Source organism: Empedobacter sp. ULE_I140 (assembly GCF_053482575.1).
Genome location: NZ_JBQMTX010000001.1, coordinates 2,796,436 through 2,815,134, shown reverse-complemented (window position 1 = coordinate 2,815,134; position 18,699 = coordinate 2,796,436). Strand labels below are relative to the sequence as shown.

Genomic DNA, 18,699 nt, shown 5'->3' with positions numbered 1-18,699 from the left:
GTATGGGTATATTATTATAATTGTTTTGACAAAATTAGTTAAAAACATTGAGTTCAACTAACTGATTTATTTCAATTGTGCAATTTTCTGAATTCCACCTTTTGTTTTATCTCCAACCTTTACACTGATCTCTGTATCAAGTGGTAAAAAGATATCAACACGCGATCCGAACTTGATGAAGCCATATTCTTTACCCGCAACAGCATCGTCATTCTCTTTACTGTAACAAACAATTCTTCGTGCAACTGCACCTGCAATTTGTCTGAAAAGAACTTTTGTATGATCTGCATTCTCTACAACAACAGTTGTTCTTTCATTCAATTCTGATGATTTTGGATGAAATGCAACCAAAAACTTTCCTGGATGATATTTCGAATAAATCACTTTTCCATTCACAGGATAACGCGTTACATGTACGTTAAGAGGGGTCATGAAAATTGATAATTGAATACATTTTTGATTCAAAAATTCGCTTTCAAATACTTCTTCTAATACAACAACTTTTCCATCAACTGGTGCGATTACGCAATTTTCTGACGAATCTGATTCACGAATTGGGTTTCTGAAAAACCAAACGATAAATCCGTAAAGTATCCATAATGGTAAGGCAAAGTAAAAACCATATACAGGAAAAAAGTAATGTAATACTCCTGTAGCGATTGCAAATAAAATTAAGCAACCTATCAAAATTGCTGTTCCTTCTCTGTGAAGTTTCATAAAGTATATACTAATAAATAATATAAATAAACAAATGGTACGACAAATATAAAACTATCTAATCGATCTAAAAAACCGCCATGTCCTGGAATAAGGTTAGAGCTGTCTTTTACATTGAAAAATCGTTTTAATTTAGATTCTGTCAAATCTCCCAATGGACCTAATGCTGCAACGATCAAACCAATAATCATCCAGTTTCCGTGCAAGTTCTCTCCAAAATATTTCTGAATTAAGAATCCAGCGATAATGGTGAAAATAATTCCTCCAAAAAAACCTTCCCACGTTTTTGCTCCCGAAATTTTAGGTGCTAATTTATGTTTTCCAATTAAGTTTCCTGTTAAATATGCAAATGTATCACTGCTCCAAAGTAATAAGAAAACGAAAAACACTTCGTAATGCATCACTTTTTCACCTAAATTATAATCAAAACTAGGTAAAGTTAATGCTAAGACAAATGGTGCGATAACGTATGTTAAACCTAAAGTAGCTTTTCCAAAATCGTTCAACAATTCGTTGGTTGATTTGAAAATAATATAAATACTAAAAACAAATAAAACTGGAATGATGAAGTACAAACTTCTTAAATGAAAATAGTAATGATTCGAAGTTTCGAAAGCTTCTAAAAATTCTTTTCCATAATAACCAAAAACAACTAAGGCAGCTAAAAGTGCTCCTAATTGATAAAGTTTATTGGTAAGATTAGTAATTTTAAAAAATTCGTACAAACAAAAAAGTCCAAAAACCATCATCAAAACAATCAAACCTTTTGGGTTTATCGTTGTCCCGAAAAATATAATAAGTGCGTAAATAAGTCCAGAGAAAGCTCTAATTGCTAAATTTTTCATAGCTAATCTTCAACCAATAACAAATAAATATTCTTCGCATTGTCTACGTTCGGAAATTTGTGCATATTTTTTCCACGAATCGAAGTTATTTTAGATGGAAGGTTGTCTTTTTTTAATGTTCGTAATTTCTGTAATGCCACACTCACATTTTCCACTAATTGTGACGGGCGTGCATAGATAATAAAATTTGACGGAAAATCAGCAATATTTCTACCATAAGTTTGATGTGCCGATAACATAATACTTCCATCAAAAGCAATCAGAAATTCGCAACTAAGAAAACTAAGCGTATAACGAGAATCACATGGATTTTTGACAAAAGGAATATTGACTGAATTAAGAATTTGTTGTAAGCGTGGATCAGGACAAATTAATTCGGTCACATTTTCGTAATTGACAATCTCTTTAAGGTTTTTAGAAGCCTCTTCTATATTATCACAAAATAAAAAATGTCCACCACCTACATTAAAGTTTGTAGCAAAGACTTCGTCCATAGAAATCTTTTGGTCAGCATAATTCGGATGAAATAAATCAATGTGATTATCATCTGAATTCTCTGCTGATTTTTCAGTAGCTTTTTTAAGTAGGTTTTTAATTGCTTTCCACATGAAAACTCATGATTTTATATGAAATTAATCAATTACAGCCTAAAGGTAATAATTTTTAACAATATAATAAGAAGTAAAAAAAAAATCGTCCGATTTGGACGATTTTTTCTATTATTTTGAATGAATTTGATTAAATATCATTTCCAGCTTCTGGTTGAATCACTTGTTCTGGACCAGCTTCTATAGCTTCTTCTTGTTTTTCTTCGATTTGATCCAATTCGCTTACAAATTTTCTTGGTCCGAAAATTTCTTCCAAATCTTCTCTAAAAATCACTTCTTTCTCAATTAATTTTTGAGCCAAAACATCTAATTGATCGCGATGTTCACGTAAAATATCTTTTGCTCTATCATATTGAGCTTCGATCATTGTTTTTACCTCTTTATCAATTACCTGAGCAGTTTGTTCTGAATAAGGCTTGCTGAAACCATACTCATTTTGTCCAGATGAATCGTAATAAGAAACATTACCCACTTCTTTGTTCAATCCGTAAATACTTACCATTGCAGAAGCTTGTTTTGTTACTTTTTCCAAATCACTTAATGCACCTGTCGAAATATTATTGAAAACAACTTCCTCAGCCGCACGACCACCCATTGTCATACACATTTCGTCTAACAATTGTTCTGTCGTTGTAATTTGTCTTTCTTCTGGCAAATACCAAGCAGCACCCAAAGAACGTCCACGAGGAACGATAGTTACTTTTACCAATGGCGCAGCGTGTTCTGTTAACCAACCAATTGTAGCATGACCTGCTTCGTGATAAGCGATACGTTTTTTCTCAGAAGGTTTAATCACTTTACTTTTCTTCTCTAATCCACCAATAATACGGTCAACAGCGTCTAAAAAGTCTTGTTTTTCTACGACTTCTTTGTTTTTACGAGCAGCAACTAAAGCCGCTTCATTACAAACATTGAAAATATCTGCACCAGAGAAACCTGGCGTTTGTTTTGCTAAAAATTCGATTTCTACATCCTCACCTAATTTTAATGGACGTAAGTGAACCGCGAAGATTTCTTTACGCTCGTTTAATTCAGGTAAATCAACGTGAATAATACGGTCAAAACGACCTGGACGCATCAATGCTTTATCCAATACATCAGCACGGTTTGTTGCAGCAATCACAATTACGTTAGATTCTGTTCCGAAACCATCCATTTCTGTTAATAATTGGTTTAATGTATTTTCGCGTTCGTCATTAGAACCTGTAAAGTTAGATTTTCCACGCGCACGACCAATTGCATCAATCTCATCAATAAAAATAATTGAAGGAGATTTTTCTTTTGCATTTTTGAATAAATCACGTACACGAGATGCACCAACTCCCACAAACATTTCCACGAAATCTGATCCTGATAATGAGAAGAAAGGAACTTTCGCTTCTCCAGCAACAGCTTTTGCTAATAAGGTTTTACCTGTACCTGGAGGTCCTACTAATAAGGCTCCTTTAGGGATACGTCCACCTAATTTTGTGAATTTTTCTGGGTGTTTCAAGAATTCAACGATTTCTTCAATTTCTTCTTTTGCACCTTCTAAACCTGCAACATCTTTGAAAGTTGTTTTGATATGATCATCACCTTCAAATAATTTCGCTTTCGATTTTCCGACAGAGAAAATTCCTCCGCCTCCTCCAGCAGATCCGCCTCCACCCATTCGTCTGAATAGTAAGAAGTAAATTAATCCGAAGAAAATTAATGAAATGAAAAGATTCATAAACAAACTTCCAAAACCATTTGAAATTTGTGTGTTAAGAACGGCAGTTTTATTCGGACTCTTTTCTACGTTAGCATAAAAATCTTTTTCAAAATTTCCTGCATCAGCAACATTGAAAATAAAGTTTGGAGCTCCTGTAGCAAAAGGATTTAAAGTTTCGTTTGATTTTTTAAACTTTTTAAATTCTTCAGTATTCAGAGCTGCGTCCGTTAAATATACACTTACACGTCCTGATTCTTTTTCTAGATTGGCTTCTTTTACGTAACCTTTTTCTACATAAGAAAGGAAAGTCGTACGGTCTATGTTTTTAGTAGTTCCGCCGGCACCTCCAATGTTATCAGAAAATAATAGAAAGGCAATCAGTAATAATCCAATAATGGCATATATCCATGTAGGATTAAACCCCGAAGGTTTAAAATTATTTTTTTTCAATTTTTTTTGGTTTCAGTTATGATTAATATTCCATTTCGATACGCGTCTCTACAGCATCACCCCAAAGACTTTCGATATCGTAATATTCTCTGTATTCTTTTTGGAAAATATGGACAATAACATTAGTGTAGTCCAACAAAACCCATTGATTATTTTGCGTTCCTTCTACATGAAAAGGTCTTTCTGACATTTCTGTTTTTACAGTTCTTTCAATCGAACCTGCTAAAGCACTAACTTGTGTATTCGAGTTTCCGGTACAAATAACGAAGTATTGACAAAATGCATTTTCAATTTCGCGTAAATCTAGAATTGTAATTTCTTCTCCTTTAACATTTGTAATTCCGTCAACAATGCTATCTAGCAAGTCTTTTGTATATTGAGTATCTATCATCTTTTATTTTGTAATTCGCAAATTTAGTGAATCCTTATTAAAGTTTAAACTTTTTAAAATAACTTTAACCACTCTATAAAAATAGTAAAAAAAATGTATTTAATTAGTTTTGATTCTTTGCCTAATACGAATGAGTTCTTGGTGGATTTGTCCAAAAAAGATGCCAATAGTTGGACTGTCATACATGCTAAAAATCAAACAAAAGGAAAAGGTTACGCAGGAAATGAGTGGAAAGTTGTCGCAGGAGAAAATTTAACCTTTAGTTTTTTGCTGAAAACAGATTATAGTTTTCAAGAATTAATTTATTTTAACGAATGGATTTCGAATGTTATTTGTCTATTTTTAAAACAATTTCACCCAAAATCAAACGTAAAATGGCCAAATGATATTATTTTAAATGATAAAAAGGTTTGCGGAATTTTAATAGAAAATCATCGTTCTAATGGAATAATGAATTCTGTGATTGGAATAGGAATTAATGTCAATCAAGCTGATTTTAATCACTTACCAAAAGCAACATCTATTTATAGAGTAACTGACAAAGAATATGACATCGAGGAAATTTTGGCAGATTTAATGCATCATTTCGAGAATGAATATTCAATTTTAGAACAAAAAAAATTCGAACAAATTCATCAAACTTATTTAGATAATCTATTTAGAAAAGATGAAATTTCGCATTTTAGATTAGATGGAGTAGAAGTGGACGGAATTATTAGAGATGTAAATGAAGCGGGAAATTTACTGATTGAAATCAATCAAGAATTGCGAGAATTTAAGCACAAAGAGATTGAACTTCTTTTTTAATCCTACATAAATGGTTATTTTTGTTTTATGGAAGAATTTGTAGTTTTAGTTGATCAGGACGATCAAAAATTAGGATTGATGGAGAAGCAGCAGGCTCATATAGCTGGTTTGTTGCATCGTGCATTTTCTGTTTTTGTATTCAATTCCAAAGGAGAATTGATGATTCAGCAACGAGCTGCGAGCAAATACCATTCGCCAACGTTGTGGACAAACACATGTTGTAGTCATCCGCGCGATAATGAAACATACGAACAAGCGGCGCACAGACGTTTGGAAGAGGAAATGGGATTTGATTGCGAATTAGAATATAAATTTAATTTCATTTACAAAGCACATTTAGAAAATGATTTGATTGAGCATGAATTAGACCATGTTTTTATCGGAACATTTGATGACGAACCAAAGCTAAATCCTGATGAAGTGATGGCATATCGTTGGGTAGAATTGGAGGATTTGAAAAAAGATATGGAAAAAAATCCTCAGAATTATACAGCTTGGTTCAAAATAATTTTTGAACATTACGTTTCGTATATCGAAGAATAAAAATTTATACAGATGAAAGTTACTGTCAACAGAAAAGCACATTTTAACGCTGCGCACCGATTGTTTAACAAGAATTGGAGCGATGAACAGAATTTTGAAGTTTTCGGAAAATGTTCTTACCCAAATTATCACGGACACAATTATGAAATTATTGTGGCGGTGAAAGGTGAAGTTGATCCAGAAACAGGTTTTGTGATGAATTTGGACGAATTACGAAAAATTATCGCGGTTGAAGTTGAAGATTATTTGGATCATAAAAATCTGAATGTTGATATTGAAGAATTTAAAACTATCAATCCAACTGCCGAAAATATTGTGATTTTGATTTGGAATAAAATTAGAGCAAAATTAGCGACTGATTTAGAATTGAAAGTAACCTTATACGAAACTCCACGTAATTTCGTAGAATACGCAGGCGAATGAAATTAGGTGATCACATTCCAACTTTTTCGTTGGAGGATAATAAAGGAAATTGGTTTAATTCGGACGAGTTTTTGTACAAAAAATATTTTGTTTTATTCTTTTATCCAATGGATTTTACGCCAATGTGTACAAAAGAAGTCTGTCAATTTCGTGATGTAAATGCAGAATTTAATGCTTTGGATGCTGTGATTGTTGGAATAAATGGACAATCAACATCTTCTCACGAAAAGTTTTATACAAAACATCAACTCAACTTTCCGTTACTTTCTGATAAAGGCGCAAAGTTGTCGAAATTGTTAGGAATTAAAAAGAAATTTGGCTTAATCACGCCGCGAGAAACTTTTGTATTCAATAAACAAGGAAAATTAATCAAACACATTGTTTCAAATGTTGCCGAAACGCATATCGAGGAAGCGATGCAAGCAATAAAAAAAGACCAAGGAAATTAGTTTTCTTGGTCTTTTTGTTTGTATAACATTTTTCTTACAACAACGCGATAAATAAAAAAGATAACCGTTCCAATTGCCGAATAAACTAGCATTGTTTGTACATCGCTTTTATCGAACAAATATTTTAGTCCAAACAACACGAAAAAGAAAATGATACTATAAATGATATTTTGTTTCATGTGGTAAAAGTAGGGATTATTGGATGATAATTGATAGAGTTAGTTAACAGCTTTTATTGTATTATTTTTCTTAGTTGATAATATTTCAGTTTGTAGATTCGTGTCATTCATTAATATAATTTGGAATATAGTAATTATAGTAGGAAAGATGATTTTAAAAATGAATAAACGAACTGTTTTAATCATCTTAAAATTGTCAATATTATCATTAATTGGACTAAGCTTTAGGAATAAATTCAAGAAAATAATTGAACTTGAAAATATTAGAATAATAAATAAGATGATTGGATTATCGAATGTTTTTAGATAAATGTTTATTCCTAAAAATATTAGAGTTAGAAGAATTATTAAACCTATTTTTAAAAACATTTTAGAGTTTTTAAAGCAAAGTATTATCAAAATATTGATGATAATGATTAATGCTATATTAAATATGTACATTTTATTAATTTATAATGTTTAGGGTTGTTTTAAAACTTTAACTCTCTAATTCGAACTTCGAAACTTGTTTCTTTTGCGGTTAATGAAAAGTAAAGGTTAGAAACTAGATATTTGTTAATGCCTCATATTACTTTCTAATATAATACCCTTTTTCATTGGTTTGATTATTTTTTATAATTAAAATATATCCAAAACAATACTGAGTTTCATTGTTAGAAACTTCTTTAGATTTTTCCAAGATATCTCCAATATGATATCCATTTCTATATTTCCAATTCTGATTATTTATATAATAGTTAGAATTGAAATAGAGAAATATGCAACATAGAATTAGAAATACAATTCCTATTATTTTTTTCTTTTTCATAAAGTCAACTCTCCAACCTTAACTAATTTCTTAGAAGTTGCCAATTGATTTGGATTTGTTCCTGGTTCGTCTTGCGGAACTTCTTTTCCTTTTTTACGATAGAAATCTATCCAAAAATCATCAATAATTCCGGTTTCTTTGTTTTTGAAATTCATCGAAATTAGTTCAAAAACTTTATCATCACGAAAAGCTCTTTCTACAAAATCGGAACAATATAATTCGTCATCATTCAAAATGTATAACCAATTATAAGGTTTTCCGAGCATTGTTTTAGCTTTTTCAATTGCATGAGGAATCGTAGATTGATATTTATTTTTGAGACGATAAATGACAATTTTATTATTCTTTTCGGTTTGAGAAGTGTAAAAATGATGAATTTCCTCTCGTTGCGATCCGCCCATTGGAGCAGCATGTAGAACAAAAATAGAATCAACAGTTTTTTCGATCAATCCAACATGATCAAAATTGGTTTCGTCATTTATTTTTGTCACTCTATTTATCGCACCCGAAAGTTCCTCTGTTTGCGCACCAACAAAAATCAAATCTCCATTTAGGATATTTTGTAATGAAATTGAATGTTTTTCTTTTAATATTTTTGCTTTTGTACAACTATTCATTGTCAATGTAAATAGAAGTAAAAAGATAGGAAATAAAACGAATATTTTTTTCATTCGGAATGAATTATTACTTTTAATCTACGAATTAACCAAAAAGATGGATTTTAAAAAAATTTTGACCATATCAATTGTCGTTTTATTGATTTTAGTTGGTGCTGCAATTATTATTGGAAGTAACAAAGATCGACGTGTTTTCTTTATTGAAAGCTTCGATAAACCAATTGAAAATGTTATTAATTCTCGTTTGGATACAGATTATTCGTACGAAATTGTAAAAGTAAAAGGTAAAACAAACGATACTATTTTGATTATTCCTTGCGAAGGTTGTCAACCGTTGAAATTATCAGGAAAAATAAACGAAAAGTTTATGAACAAATTTGGTAAAGGAAAATCGGTTATGCGTTTCGAGCCGTATAAAGCGACGGAAGGGAATTTAAAAATTATTCACAAAATTAGATAATCTTCTATTTAAGAAATTTTCCTAACAATTAATTCCTTATTTTTGGGAGAATTATAAACTTATCAAAGCAAACAAACAATGAAAGTAACTGCATTAAACCAAAAGCACAAAGATTTAGGTGCGAAAATGGTTCCTTTTGCTGGATATGAAATGCCAGTGCAATACGCAGGTGTTAACCAAGAACACTTTGCTGTTCGCGAAAAAGTTGGTGTTTTTGACGTTTCTCACATGGGACAATTTTTTGTAAAAGGAGAAAAAGCAACAGACTTATTACAACACTTATTGACGAATGATGTAACGAAAGTTGCCATTGGTCAAGCTCAATATAATGCAATGCCAAACGAAAAAGGAGGAATTGTAGATGATTTAATCATTTATAAAATCTCTGATGATGAATGGATGGCAGTTGTAAATGCATCTAACATTGATAAAGATTGGGAATGGATGAACAAACACAATACGTTTGGTGCAGAATTAACAAACAAATCTGATGAGATGTCTTTGTTAGCAATCCAAGGTCCAAAAGCGATTGAAGCAATGCAGTCGTTGACAGATGTTAATTTAGCTGAAATTCCGTTTTATCATTTCGCAATTGGTACGTTTGCAGGTATGGAAAATGTAATTATTTCTGCAACAGGTTACACTGGTTCTGGAGGTTTCGAGATTTATTTCGCGAATGAACAAGCAAACGAAATGTGGGACAAAGTTATGGAAGCTGGAAAATCTTTCGATATCGAGCCTTGTGGTTTGGCTTCTCGTGATACGTTGCGTTTAGAGAAAGGTTACTGTTTATACGGAAATGACATCAACGATGATACAACTCCATTAGAAGCTGGTTTAGGTTGGGTTACGAAATTAGATACAAACTTTATTTCTTCTGATATTTTGAAAGCTCAAAAAGAAGCTGGAATTGAGAAAAAATTAGTTGGTTTCAAAATGATCGAAAGAGGAATTCCTCGCCACGATTATAAAGTTGTAGATGACAATGAGAATACAATCGGTATTGTAACTTCTGGAACGCAATCTCCAATGTTGAAACAAGGGATTGGTTTAGCATACGTTCACACAGATTTTGCTAAAGTTGGAACAACAATCAGAATTCAAATTCGTGATAAAAATGTATTAGCGGAAGTTGTAAAAACTCCTTTTGTTTAAAACAATATAAAGTCAAAATATAAAAAAGCTTTCGAGAATTTCGAAAGCTTTTTTTATGAATTCATATTAATTGATACTTTTATAGATGTCTTTTTTAGATAAAATTAATAAAATAGATTATTAACTACGAATATTATAAAATTGTTAATATTTCTTAAAAAAAACACAACTTAGATTTGTTTAAATATGATATATGTTATATTTTTGAGATAACAATATTACTGATCAGTAATACAATTAACACTAATTATGATTTTGAGACCTCTTATTTAAGAGGTCTTTTTTTATTGAAACTTCTGAAAATCAGCACTTGGTCCATAACTAGAAGGTAAATCTATTCCCAATAAACGATAAAATACCCCTAATTGTGCGCGATGATGTGTGATTTGATTTAGCGCATGACGAATTGCTTCATATTTTGTGAAATCCGCAAAGATTGTATCACCAGCAACAATTTTCCAATTATTATTCAATTCTTCATCTGTTGCGTTTTTCAAGGCATTTTCACCCACTTCGTAATCATCGTCTAATTTCTTTAGTAAATCTTGCACAGAAGTAAAATTTGTTGGTTTGTAATCTCCTGCAGCAAAATCTAATTTATCAGTTGTTAAGATCAAAGCTGGCCACGCAAATATTTCGACGATATGATTCGTCAACATTGTAATGTCCATACTTTTTTCGTGAGGTTTGTATGTCGTTTTATCCTCAGGAAATCTTGCAATAAATTCTTTGGTAATTTTATACTCGTTTTGCAATTCATTTGCTAATAATTCTACTATTTTCATGTTGTTTTGATTTGTAGTTAAAAGGTACAAATTTTTGAAATAATTCATAAAAAAAACTGCTTTACTAAATTGTAAAGCAGTTTATATTTTTAGATATCGTCTGTGTATAAATCAATAATTGGACGAGGCTTTTTTCGCTTGATTTGAGTCAACCAATAGACAAAAATTCCTATTCCATTTCCAAAAATAATAATCGTAATCCAGACCAAGCGATCATCACTTTTTATCAAATTTGGATTCTTTAAAGCGTGTACAATAAAGTATACAAAAGAAATCACACCAGTGAAAAAACTCATCAATACCAAGAAGATAAAAATGATAAGATTTCCTAATAACGCACTCAATAACGATTTAGAACTTCCTAAATGTCCTAGCTGCGCATCGAGCGTGCTAAACATCGAATAAAAAATTCCAAAATAACTTAACAAGCCAAGTACAAATAAAGTGATAGGAACAATTGCCAAAGTGCCTTGTAGCTTTGGATTGTTCAAAAGAGACGTTAAATCTCTGTCAATTAGTAGATTTTTCATCATTCGAAAAATAATCTTTTATTTTTTTTGCTTTAGATTTCCCTATACAATCGGTTAATTCTAACAAAGATGCATTTTTTATTCGTTCGACCGATTTAAATTTTGTTAATAATTCTTTAATTGTTTGCGGACCGATACCTTCTATTTCTTCCAAAACCGAATTATAAGCGTTTTTACTTCGACGATTTCGGTGGCGTGTAATTCCAAATCGATGCGACTCATCTCGCACATGTTGAAGCACTTTCAAGGTTTCAGAATTTTTGTCCAAATATAACGGATAAGGATCATCTGGATAATAAATTTCTTCTAAACGCTTCGCAATTCCAATTACCGAAACTTTTCCACGCAGACCTAAACGATCAATCGATTTTAGAGCCGAACTTAATTGCCCTTTTCCACCATCAATCAAAATTAATTGAGGCAAAGATTCTCCTTCAGCCAAAACTCTCGAATATCGTCTTTCAATCACCTCTTCCATCGTTGCAAAATCGTTCGGTCCTTCTACGGTTTTAACATTGAAAATGCGATAATCTTTCTTACTTGGTTTTCCATTTTTGAACACCACACAAGCCGAAACAGGATTCGTTCCTTGAATATTAGAGTTATCAAAACCTTCGATATGTCGAGGTTCTGCAGGTAAACGCAAATCAACTTTCATCTGATTCATGATACGATTTGTATGACGATCAGGGTCTACGATTTTAGTTTGTTTGAGCTGTTCTAAACGATAAATTCGAGTATTTTTTAGCGATAAATCGACAATATGTTTTTTATCGCCAATTTTTGGTACTGTAATTTTTCGGAACGGAATCTCTAAACTCAATTCGAACGGAACATAAATTTCTTTAGAAGTTAAATTAAATCGATCTGAGAAATCAATAATTGCACGTTCTAATAAATCTTCGTCCGTTTCATCCAATTTCTTTTTCCATTCCTCTGTATGTGACTGTATGATTGCTCCGTGATAAATTTTCATAAAATTGACATACGCATATTCTTCGTCCGACGTAATCGAAAAAACATCAACATTTGTAATCGTAGGCGAAACAATTGTAGAACGAGATTGATAATTTTGTAACGCTTCGATTTTTTCTTTAATCATTTGCGCTTTTTCAAACTTCAAATCCGATGCATATTTTGTCATTTGATTGACCAAATATTGTTTTGCTTCGTTAAATTCTCCTTTGATAATATTACGAATTGCCGAAACTTGCTCGTTGTATTCTTCTTCTATTTGATAAGCTTCACAAGGTCCAAGACAATTACCAATATGGTATTCTAAGCAAACTTTGAATTTATGATTTTCGATATTTTTCTCACTCAAATCATAAGAACATGTTCTTAGTTGATACAATTCTTTGATCAAACCTAACAAAACTTTCATCGCTTTTCCATTAGAATATGGCCCGAAATATTCCGAACCATCTTTGATAACATTTCGAGTCGAAAAAATACGTGGGAATCGTTCATTTTTGATGCAAATCCAAGGATAGGTTTTGTCATCTCTTAACAGAATATTGTATCGTGGCTGATGCTCTTTAATCAAATTATTCTCCAACAACAACGCATCATATTCAGAATTTACGTTGATCGTTTCGATGTTATCAATATTACTCACCAAAACACGTAAACGTTTCGAATCGTGCTGTTTATTGAAATACGAATTCACGCGACGCTTCAAGTTTTTCGCTTTACCAATGTATAACAAATCTCCTTTTTTGTTATAATACTGATAAACACCGGGCGTTTCGGGTAAACTCGCTAATTTTAATTTTACATTTTCATTCATCAAAATACCTCTACAACATTTATTTTTTGCTGCTCATCATCAATATAAATCAAGATTTTGGTCTGAATATTATAACCTAAATTTCTAAAAAAATCGGCATATCTATTCACTTGAAAATGATGATCTAAATCTGGTTGACCAGTTTTATAATCGATAATCGAACAATTATTTTCTGCATCAATTACCACACGATCGGCTCTGAAAATTTGTCCATTTTCATCAATAAAATCGCGTTCATTTAAAACGGTTAAACCTTCAGCAAAATATGGAACTAATTTAGCATCTTGTAATAAATTTTGCAAGGTTTTTTGTAGATGTTCTACATTTTCGGCTGAAATTGTACCATGTTGTTTTTCACTTTCAATGATTTTTGGCAAATCATTTTGTGTGACAATTTGTGATAAAATGTTATGAACTGTATTTCCAAATTCGGTGAATTTCAACTTTTCTTGCGCTTTTTCCGAATTCGTATTAATCACTAAACGCGTATTCCAATCCGAAGAATAAATTTTTAACTCAGCCGAAGAATTTTCTATAATTTTTGGAGTTGAAATTCGTTCTGGAGAACCTTTCAAAATAACTTCATCCTCAGAAAAACCTTTACTGAAAACAAATTCGTGTAAATAATTTGCAATATTTTTAGATTTCGAAGACTCTTTTGGTTTTAGCGCAATCATATACAATTGCTCTTTTGCACGCGTTGTTGCAACATAAAGTGTATTAATTTCATCCAATTGAACCAAATTTTCTTCTTCATCAATCTTCGATTTTATCACTTCATTTTTGATTGATTTCAATTCATTATTAATTCCAACATAAAATGTTTCAAACGGATTTTCCTCATCTTTTTGTAATGGAATCCAAATTTTAGAATTCTTACTTTGCCAATCTAAAAACGGCAAAATCACAACTGGAAATTCCAATCCTTTTGATTTGTGAATCGTCATAATCTGAATCGCATCGACACCTTTTGGCGTTTTGATACTCGCTTTATCTTTGATTGTCGACCAAAATTCTAGAAATGAATTCAGATCCGATTCATTTTTCGATGAATATTCTAAAATAACATCCAAAAAACTCAAAATATAAGCGGGCGAACGTTCTTGTAAATGTAAAGTTCGAATCGCTTTTTCTGTAAAATCATATAACGAAAGGTTTTGATCTTGAATAAAATCTAAATCAATTCCAATTGATTTGGTTAATTTTAAAAACTTTGGTAAATCTCCTTTTAATGCTTTTTCGACAGTGATTGTTAAATCATCTGTTTTGAATAATTCTAATTCATAAGCCACCATCAAAAAACGAATTTTCGATTGTTCATCTTGTGGATTTGACGTGATTTTGAACAAATATTCAATCAACTGAATTTCGAAAGAATTTTTTAACAATAAAGCTTCATTGGAAATCACAATCAAATTATTTTCGGTCAAATATTTCGCTAACAAAATCCCTTGCGCATTACTACGAACCAAAATCGCAATATCATTTAATGAGAAACCATTTGCTCGACAATCTTCAATTGTTTTTAGAACCAATTCTAAATTTTGTTCTTTAAATAAATCTTTCGAACGACCTTCTTGTTCAATGAAATTTATTTTGACAAAACCATCTTTTTGATTATTAGTTAATTGTTTATTTCCGATTTCGTACAAATATTGAAAACTCGGCAAATTGAGTTGTGGTGCGATAAACGAATACAATTCATTGTTAAATTGAATAATATTTTCGTGACTTCGCCAGTTTTTTTCTAACTCTTCAACTTTTATATTCTCTTCTTCTTTTCGATCAATTAAATCAATCATTTGCGCAGGATTTCCACCTCGCCAACGATAAATAGACTGTTTTGCATCGCCAACCAACATAATTGTGTCAGATTGCGCGCGCGCATTTTCCACCAACGGATTCAGATTATTCCATTGTAACGTCGATGTATCCTGAAATTCATCTATAAAATAATGATTGTAGCGCGAACCAATTCGTTCGTAAATAAAATTGGCTGGCTGTTGTTGCAGATTTTTACTGATAATGGTATTAAATTCATTAATCAATAAAACATTTGAATCTTTTTTGATCGAATCCAATGATTTTTCAACTTCATTAATCAATGAAATCGAGGATATATTTTTTTGAATTGAAGTTAATAAAAGTAAGTGATCGTTGATATTCGCAGTTTTTTCGAACAAATCTTTCACTTGAGAAAAAATAGATTTAGCAGTTGCATCTTTCACTTTCGAAAGGTAGCCGCCGTCCAAAATATCTTTTGTATTCGCATCGGTTGGTAAAATCAAACCAAAACCATCAAAGTTTTTTAATTTCTGGAAAAAAGCGGCAATTCCACGACTTTTTCCTGGTAATTCATTTACCGAAATTCCATTGTTTGCAAGCAATTCGAAAAACTCATTTCCGATTGTAATCAAACCATCTTTCAAAGTTTTTATATCATCAAAAATAACTTTTCGATAACGAATAAATTCATCCAACGAAATGTTTTTTAATTTTTCTAAATCTTGTAAATGTCGATCATTAGAAATGTCCGAAGTGTCTGAAGAAAGCGTTTTTCGAATATCCCACGATTTATTTTCGTCCATATTATCCAACGCAATTTTGATCATTGTTTGCGTTAGTTTTTCGTCTTCCCCAATTTTTGAATACAACAAATCAACGGATTCATTAATGATTTCATTCGTATTCATTTCGACATCAAAATTCATTGATAAACCTAAATCTTGCGCGAAAGATTTCATCAATCGAAGATTAAATTTATCAATCGTAGAAATAGAAAATTTGGAATAATTATGAAGAATCGCAATCAGAATATTGTATGCTTTTGTCTTAATGATTTCAGGCTTCAAATTCAGTTCCGAAGCTAATTCTAGAATATATTGATCTTCTTTTGGATTAGGATTTTTTGCAATTTCTTCTAAAGTTTCGATGATACGTTCCTTCATTTCACCCGCCGCTTTATTCGTAAACGTAATAGCTAAAATGTGTTCGAAATGATAATCGCTTTCATTCGTCAATAACAACGAAAGAAATTCCTTTACCAAAGTGTAAGTTTTACCTGCTCCAGCGGAAGCATTGTAAATTTTGAAATCGCCTGCTTGTAACAAATTCTGAATTTTTAGGAAAGTTAAACAATCTTCTCAAAAATAGAAAATCAGAATGCCAAAACATGACGTATAAAAAAAGGAAACTCGTGCGAGTTTCCTTTTTTTTGAATATGTTATATATACTATGAAATTTTGATTATTTCTTAATTTCTTTTTTTAGCTGTTTTTGCCTTTTCTCAATCTATTTTAGCATTTTCTTAGTGTTTTTTTCTTGTAATTCAAGTTCTTTCTTTTTTTCTTCAAGATGTTTACTCATTTCTTTAGGATCTTCAGAATAGAATGTTTTTACAGTAAATGAACCTAATTTTTGTATTTCGGGATTTTTAGTATCAGTTTTTATAGCTGTAATATCATAACCTCTTGCTTGTGCTTCTTTTAATTGTTTTTCTATTTCCGCTTTATCAACTCCTTTATTTTTTGAAAAACTTAGACTATAACCATTATCAATTTCTTTTGATTTTAATTGATTCTCTAAATAAACTCTATCAATTTCAGAACTAATAATTTTGTGCTCAACACCATTTTTATCTGTATAAATAGAGTAACCATTTTTCAACGTAATATTATTTTTTACTGTTGGCATTTTAGCTGTTTTTACTTTTTTATCGATATTCGGAATGTCTTTTTCAGAATTGAAAATTTTGATGATGCTTGAATCTTTTTTGATAACTTCAATAAAATCTTCACCTCCGCTTTTTCTTACAAAAACTTTTTCGATATCTTTTGGATCAATTTTTTGCAAAACTTTTCCGTCCGTTCCATATAAAATTGTAGGAACCATATTTTTCTTCAAAACAATATCTTTTATTTTGATAGAATCATTCAGAATAATATCTCCAGCATCATTCAAGATAATTTTGTTTTGTGCATTACTTTTCAAAATCATTTTTAACTCATCTTTCGTAATCACTTTTTCTATTGGAGTTGTTGTTTTAGCTTGATCTGTTTTGAGAAGCGAATCTCTCAAAGTAGTTGCTTGTCCAAGAAGAATTTCGGCTTGCGATTGAACAGGTTTTTCCAACGCTTGTTCCACTTTTTGAGCTTTTATCTCAACTTCTTGCGCAAACGATTTTTGACTAAAAAGTACAAAAGCACTCAATATAAAAGGCAACGAAGCAAAAGATAGAATTTTCACTTTTCGTTTTGATGTATTTTTTGTCATCATAAGCAGGCGTTTTTTAGTTAGAATAAAATTGAAATTACTTGCCATCATCGATGGATTTTGCGTTGCAATACAATCCAAAATTTGATGTTGGTAAGTTTTTAAATCTGAGTTTCTTTTCAATACATATTCATCTGCCAAAAACTCGTGATTTAGTTTGATTGATTTTTTATAGAAATAAATAAACGGATTGAACCAAAAAAGAATTTGAAAAATTTCAATTAACAAAATGTCCAAACTATGTTTCTGAATGCAATGCGCTTTTTCGTGATCAATTAAATTTTGATGTAAACTTTTTAGTTGCTTTTTCGGAATAAAAATATATTTCCAAAAACTATACGGCTGATTCGAATCTAAATCAAGAATATATGTAATTTCTTGATCTTTGATTTTTTCCTCAGTCTTAATTTTGAACATCAATTCGTACAAATTGTAGATAAATCTTACAAGAAATATTACGCAAATCAAAATGTAAATAACAGTCAAAATATCACCAAAATTAATTCCTTTTTCTTGTTGCAACAATTTAGGATTTTGCATTAGAAAAGCCAATAATTCGGGCGAAATATTTGTTTCTGTCGCTGTGATAGGCAAATCAATTTTGTACAAAGGCGCGATTAACGAAAATATCAACGAAAACAACAGATAAAAACGATTGATTTTATACATGCTTTCGCGTTCCAAAAAAAGTTTATAAAACGAATATAAAAATCCGGAACAAAGAATAAATTTTATAAAAAAAGCAACCATAGGTTATTTCTTTTTGCGATCTATTTCGTTGTCAATTATATCACGTAATTTTTCTAATTCTTCGACCGACATATTGTTCGATTTTGCAAAAAATGAAGCAAATTGTGTTGCCGAATTATTAAAGAAGTTCGAAATCATTCCTTTTACTTCTTTCGAAAAATAATCATCTTTTTTCACCAAAGCATAGTATCGTCGCGAGTTTCCCATTTGTTCGTAATCAATATAGCCTTTGTCATGCATCCTTTTTAATAAGGTTGAAATTGTAGTATTTGCAGGTTTTGGATCGTCATACGAATCGATAATATCTTTCGCAAAAACTTGTTTTCCGCTCCAGATAACTTCCATTACTTCCTCTTCTCTTCTTGATAATTTAACTTTCATATCTACAACTGTATTTTTATTACTACAAATATAGAATTTAATTTGAC

The 18,699-nt window shown here is 31.0% G+C and carries 19 protein-coding genes; 6 read left to right on the top strand and 13 right to left on the bottom strand.

From position 1 onward, the window contains the following. Window positions 1–66: 66 nt before the first annotated feature. The 5 genes from ACTS9J_RS13615 to rsfS all read right to left on the bottom strand — a co-directional run bounded on the left by ACTS9J_RS13615 (window position 67) and on the right by rsfS (window position 4,704). The gene (locus ACTS9J_RS13615; protein ID WP_219033686.1) at window positions 67–717 is read right to left on the bottom strand and encodes a phosphatidylserine decarboxylase family protein; all 651 of its coding nucleotides are present in this window, start codon (window positions 715–717) and stop codon (window positions 67–69) included. Then, complete coding sequence (locus tag ACTS9J_RS13610; RefSeq protein WP_286494729.1) at window positions 714–1,562, bottom strand: phosphatidate cytidylyltransferase; 849 nt, start codon at window positions 1,560–1,562, stop codon at window positions 714–716. The genes ACTS9J_RS13615 and ACTS9J_RS13610 overlap by 4 nt, the downstream gene beginning before the upstream one ends. A gap of 2 nt (window positions 1,563–1,564) precedes the next feature. After that, entirely contained in the window at window positions 1,565–2,170 is a 606-nt protein-coding gene (locus ACTS9J_RS13605; protein ID WP_448353346.1) for a hypothetical protein, read from the bottom strand. A gap of 130 nt (window positions 2,171–2,300) precedes the next feature. Beyond that, window positions 2,301–4,313, bottom strand: coding sequence for an ATP-dependent zinc metalloprotease FtsH (ftsH, locus tag ACTS9J_RS13600; protein WP_038331821.1), 2,013 nt, complete (start codon window positions 4,311–4,313; stop codon window positions 2,301–2,303). A 22-nt stretch (window positions 4,314–4,335) separates the two neighbouring features. Then, the gene (rsfS, locus tag ACTS9J_RS13595) at window positions 4,336–4,704 is read right to left on the bottom strand and encodes a ribosome silencing factor (protein ID WP_038331822.1); all 369 of its coding nucleotides are present in this window, start codon (window positions 4,702–4,704) and stop codon (window positions 4,336–4,338) included. A gap of 93 nt (window positions 4,705–4,797) precedes the next feature. Here rsfS and ACTS9J_RS13590 point away from each other — a divergent pair, with 93 nt between their 5' ends. Genes ACTS9J_RS13590 through ACTS9J_RS13575 form a run of 4 tightly spaced genes read left to right on the top strand, consistent with a single transcriptional unit; the run spans window position 4,798 to window position 6,926 of the window. Next, window positions 4,798–5,511, top strand: coding sequence for a biotin--[acetyl-CoA-carboxylase] ligase (locus tag ACTS9J_RS13590; RefSeq protein ID WP_448353345.1), 714 nt, complete (start codon window positions 4,798–4,800; stop codon window positions 5,509–5,511). A gap of 27 nt (window positions 5,512–5,538) precedes the next feature. Beyond that, window positions 5,539–6,054 carry an isopentenyl-diphosphate Delta-isomerase gene (idi, locus tag ACTS9J_RS13585; RefSeq protein WP_448353344.1) on the top strand — a complete coding sequence of 172 codons (516 nt, stop codon included), beginning with the start codon at window positions 5,539–5,541 and terminating at the stop codon, window positions 6,052–6,054. A 12-nt stretch (window positions 6,055–6,066) separates the two neighbouring features. After that, window positions 6,067–6,477 (top strand): 6-pyruvoyl trahydropterin synthase family protein, encoded by a 411-nt coding sequence (locus ACTS9J_RS13580; RefSeq protein WP_038331829.1) that lies wholly within the window; start codon window positions 6,067–6,069, stop codon window positions 6,475–6,477. Then, on the top strand, window positions 6,474–6,926 hold the full coding sequence (locus tag ACTS9J_RS13575) for a peroxiredoxin (protein WP_448353343.1): 453 nt from the start codon (window positions 6,474–6,476) through the stop codon (window positions 6,924–6,926). Before ACTS9J_RS13580 ends, ACTS9J_RS13575 begins: the two co-directional genes overlap by 4 nt. Here the strand turns inward: ACTS9J_RS13575 and ACTS9J_RS13570 are convergent. Further along, a complete protein-coding gene (locus tag ACTS9J_RS13570; protein ID WP_038331833.1) occupies window positions 6,923–7,105 on the bottom strand; it encodes a hypothetical protein in 183 nt (60 codons plus the stop codon). The genes ACTS9J_RS13575 and ACTS9J_RS13570 overlap by 4 nt on opposite strands. A gap of 804 nt (window positions 7,106–7,909) precedes the next feature. Continuing rightward, the gene (locus ACTS9J_RS13565; RefSeq protein WP_448353342.1) at window positions 7,910–8,584 is read right to left on the bottom strand and encodes a YiiX/YebB-like N1pC/P60 family cysteine hydrolase; all 675 of its coding nucleotides are present in this window, start codon (window positions 8,582–8,584) and stop codon (window positions 7,910–7,912) included. A gap of 43 nt (window positions 8,585–8,627) precedes the next feature. Here ACTS9J_RS13565 and ACTS9J_RS13560 point away from each other — a divergent pair, with 43 nt between their 5' ends. After that, entirely contained in the window at window positions 8,628–8,990 is a 363-nt protein-coding gene (locus ACTS9J_RS13560) for a hypothetical protein (RefSeq protein ID WP_115001578.1), read from the top strand. A 78-nt stretch (window positions 8,991–9,068) separates the two neighbouring features. Next, the gene (gcvT, locus tag ACTS9J_RS13555; RefSeq protein ID WP_448353341.1) at window positions 9,069–10,145 is read left to right on the top strand and encodes a glycine cleavage system aminomethyltransferase GcvT; all 1,077 of its coding nucleotides are present in this window, start codon (window positions 9,069–9,071) and stop codon (window positions 10,143–10,145) included. A 284-nt stretch (window positions 10,146–10,429) separates the two neighbouring features. Here the strand turns inward: gcvT and ACTS9J_RS13550 are convergent, their stop codons facing one another. The 6 genes from ACTS9J_RS13550 to ACTS9J_RS13525 all read right to left on the bottom strand — a co-directional run bounded on the left by ACTS9J_RS13550 (window position 10,430) and on the right by ACTS9J_RS13525 (window position 18,652). Beyond that, window positions 10,430–10,930 (bottom strand): DinB family protein, encoded by a 501-nt coding sequence (locus ACTS9J_RS13550; protein WP_448353340.1) that lies wholly within the window; start codon window positions 10,928–10,930, stop codon window positions 10,430–10,432. Between the two features lie 89 nt (window positions 10,931–11,019). Then, window positions 11,020–11,460, bottom strand: coding sequence for a hypothetical protein (locus ACTS9J_RS13545; RefSeq protein ID WP_448353339.1), 441 nt, complete (start codon window positions 11,458–11,460; stop codon window positions 11,020–11,022). Next, a complete protein-coding gene (gene uvrC / locus ACTS9J_RS13540) occupies window positions 11,441–13,249 on the bottom strand; it encodes an excinuclease ABC subunit UvrC (RefSeq protein WP_448353338.1) in 1,809 nt (602 codons plus the stop codon). The genes ACTS9J_RS13545 and uvrC overlap by 20 nt, the downstream gene beginning before the upstream one ends. Next, window positions 13,249–16,359, bottom strand: coding sequence for a UvrD-helicase domain-containing protein (locus ACTS9J_RS13535; RefSeq protein WP_448353337.1), 3,111 nt, complete (start codon window positions 16,357–16,359; stop codon window positions 13,249–13,251). The genes uvrC and ACTS9J_RS13535 overlap by 1 nt, the downstream gene beginning before the upstream one ends. 181 nt (window positions 16,360–16,540) lie before the next feature. Beyond that, the gene (locus ACTS9J_RS13530) at window positions 16,541–18,190 is read right to left on the bottom strand and encodes a M56 family metallopeptidase (protein ID WP_448353336.1); all 1,650 of its coding nucleotides are present in this window, start codon (window positions 18,188–18,190) and stop codon (window positions 16,541–16,543) included. Window positions 18,191–18,274: 84 nt separating this feature from the next. Next, complete coding sequence (locus ACTS9J_RS13525) at window positions 18,275–18,652, bottom strand: BlaI/MecI/CopY family transcriptional regulator (protein ID WP_038331851.1); 378 nt, start codon at window positions 18,650–18,652, stop codon at window positions 18,275–18,277. Window positions 18,653–18,699: the final 47 nt, after the last annotated feature.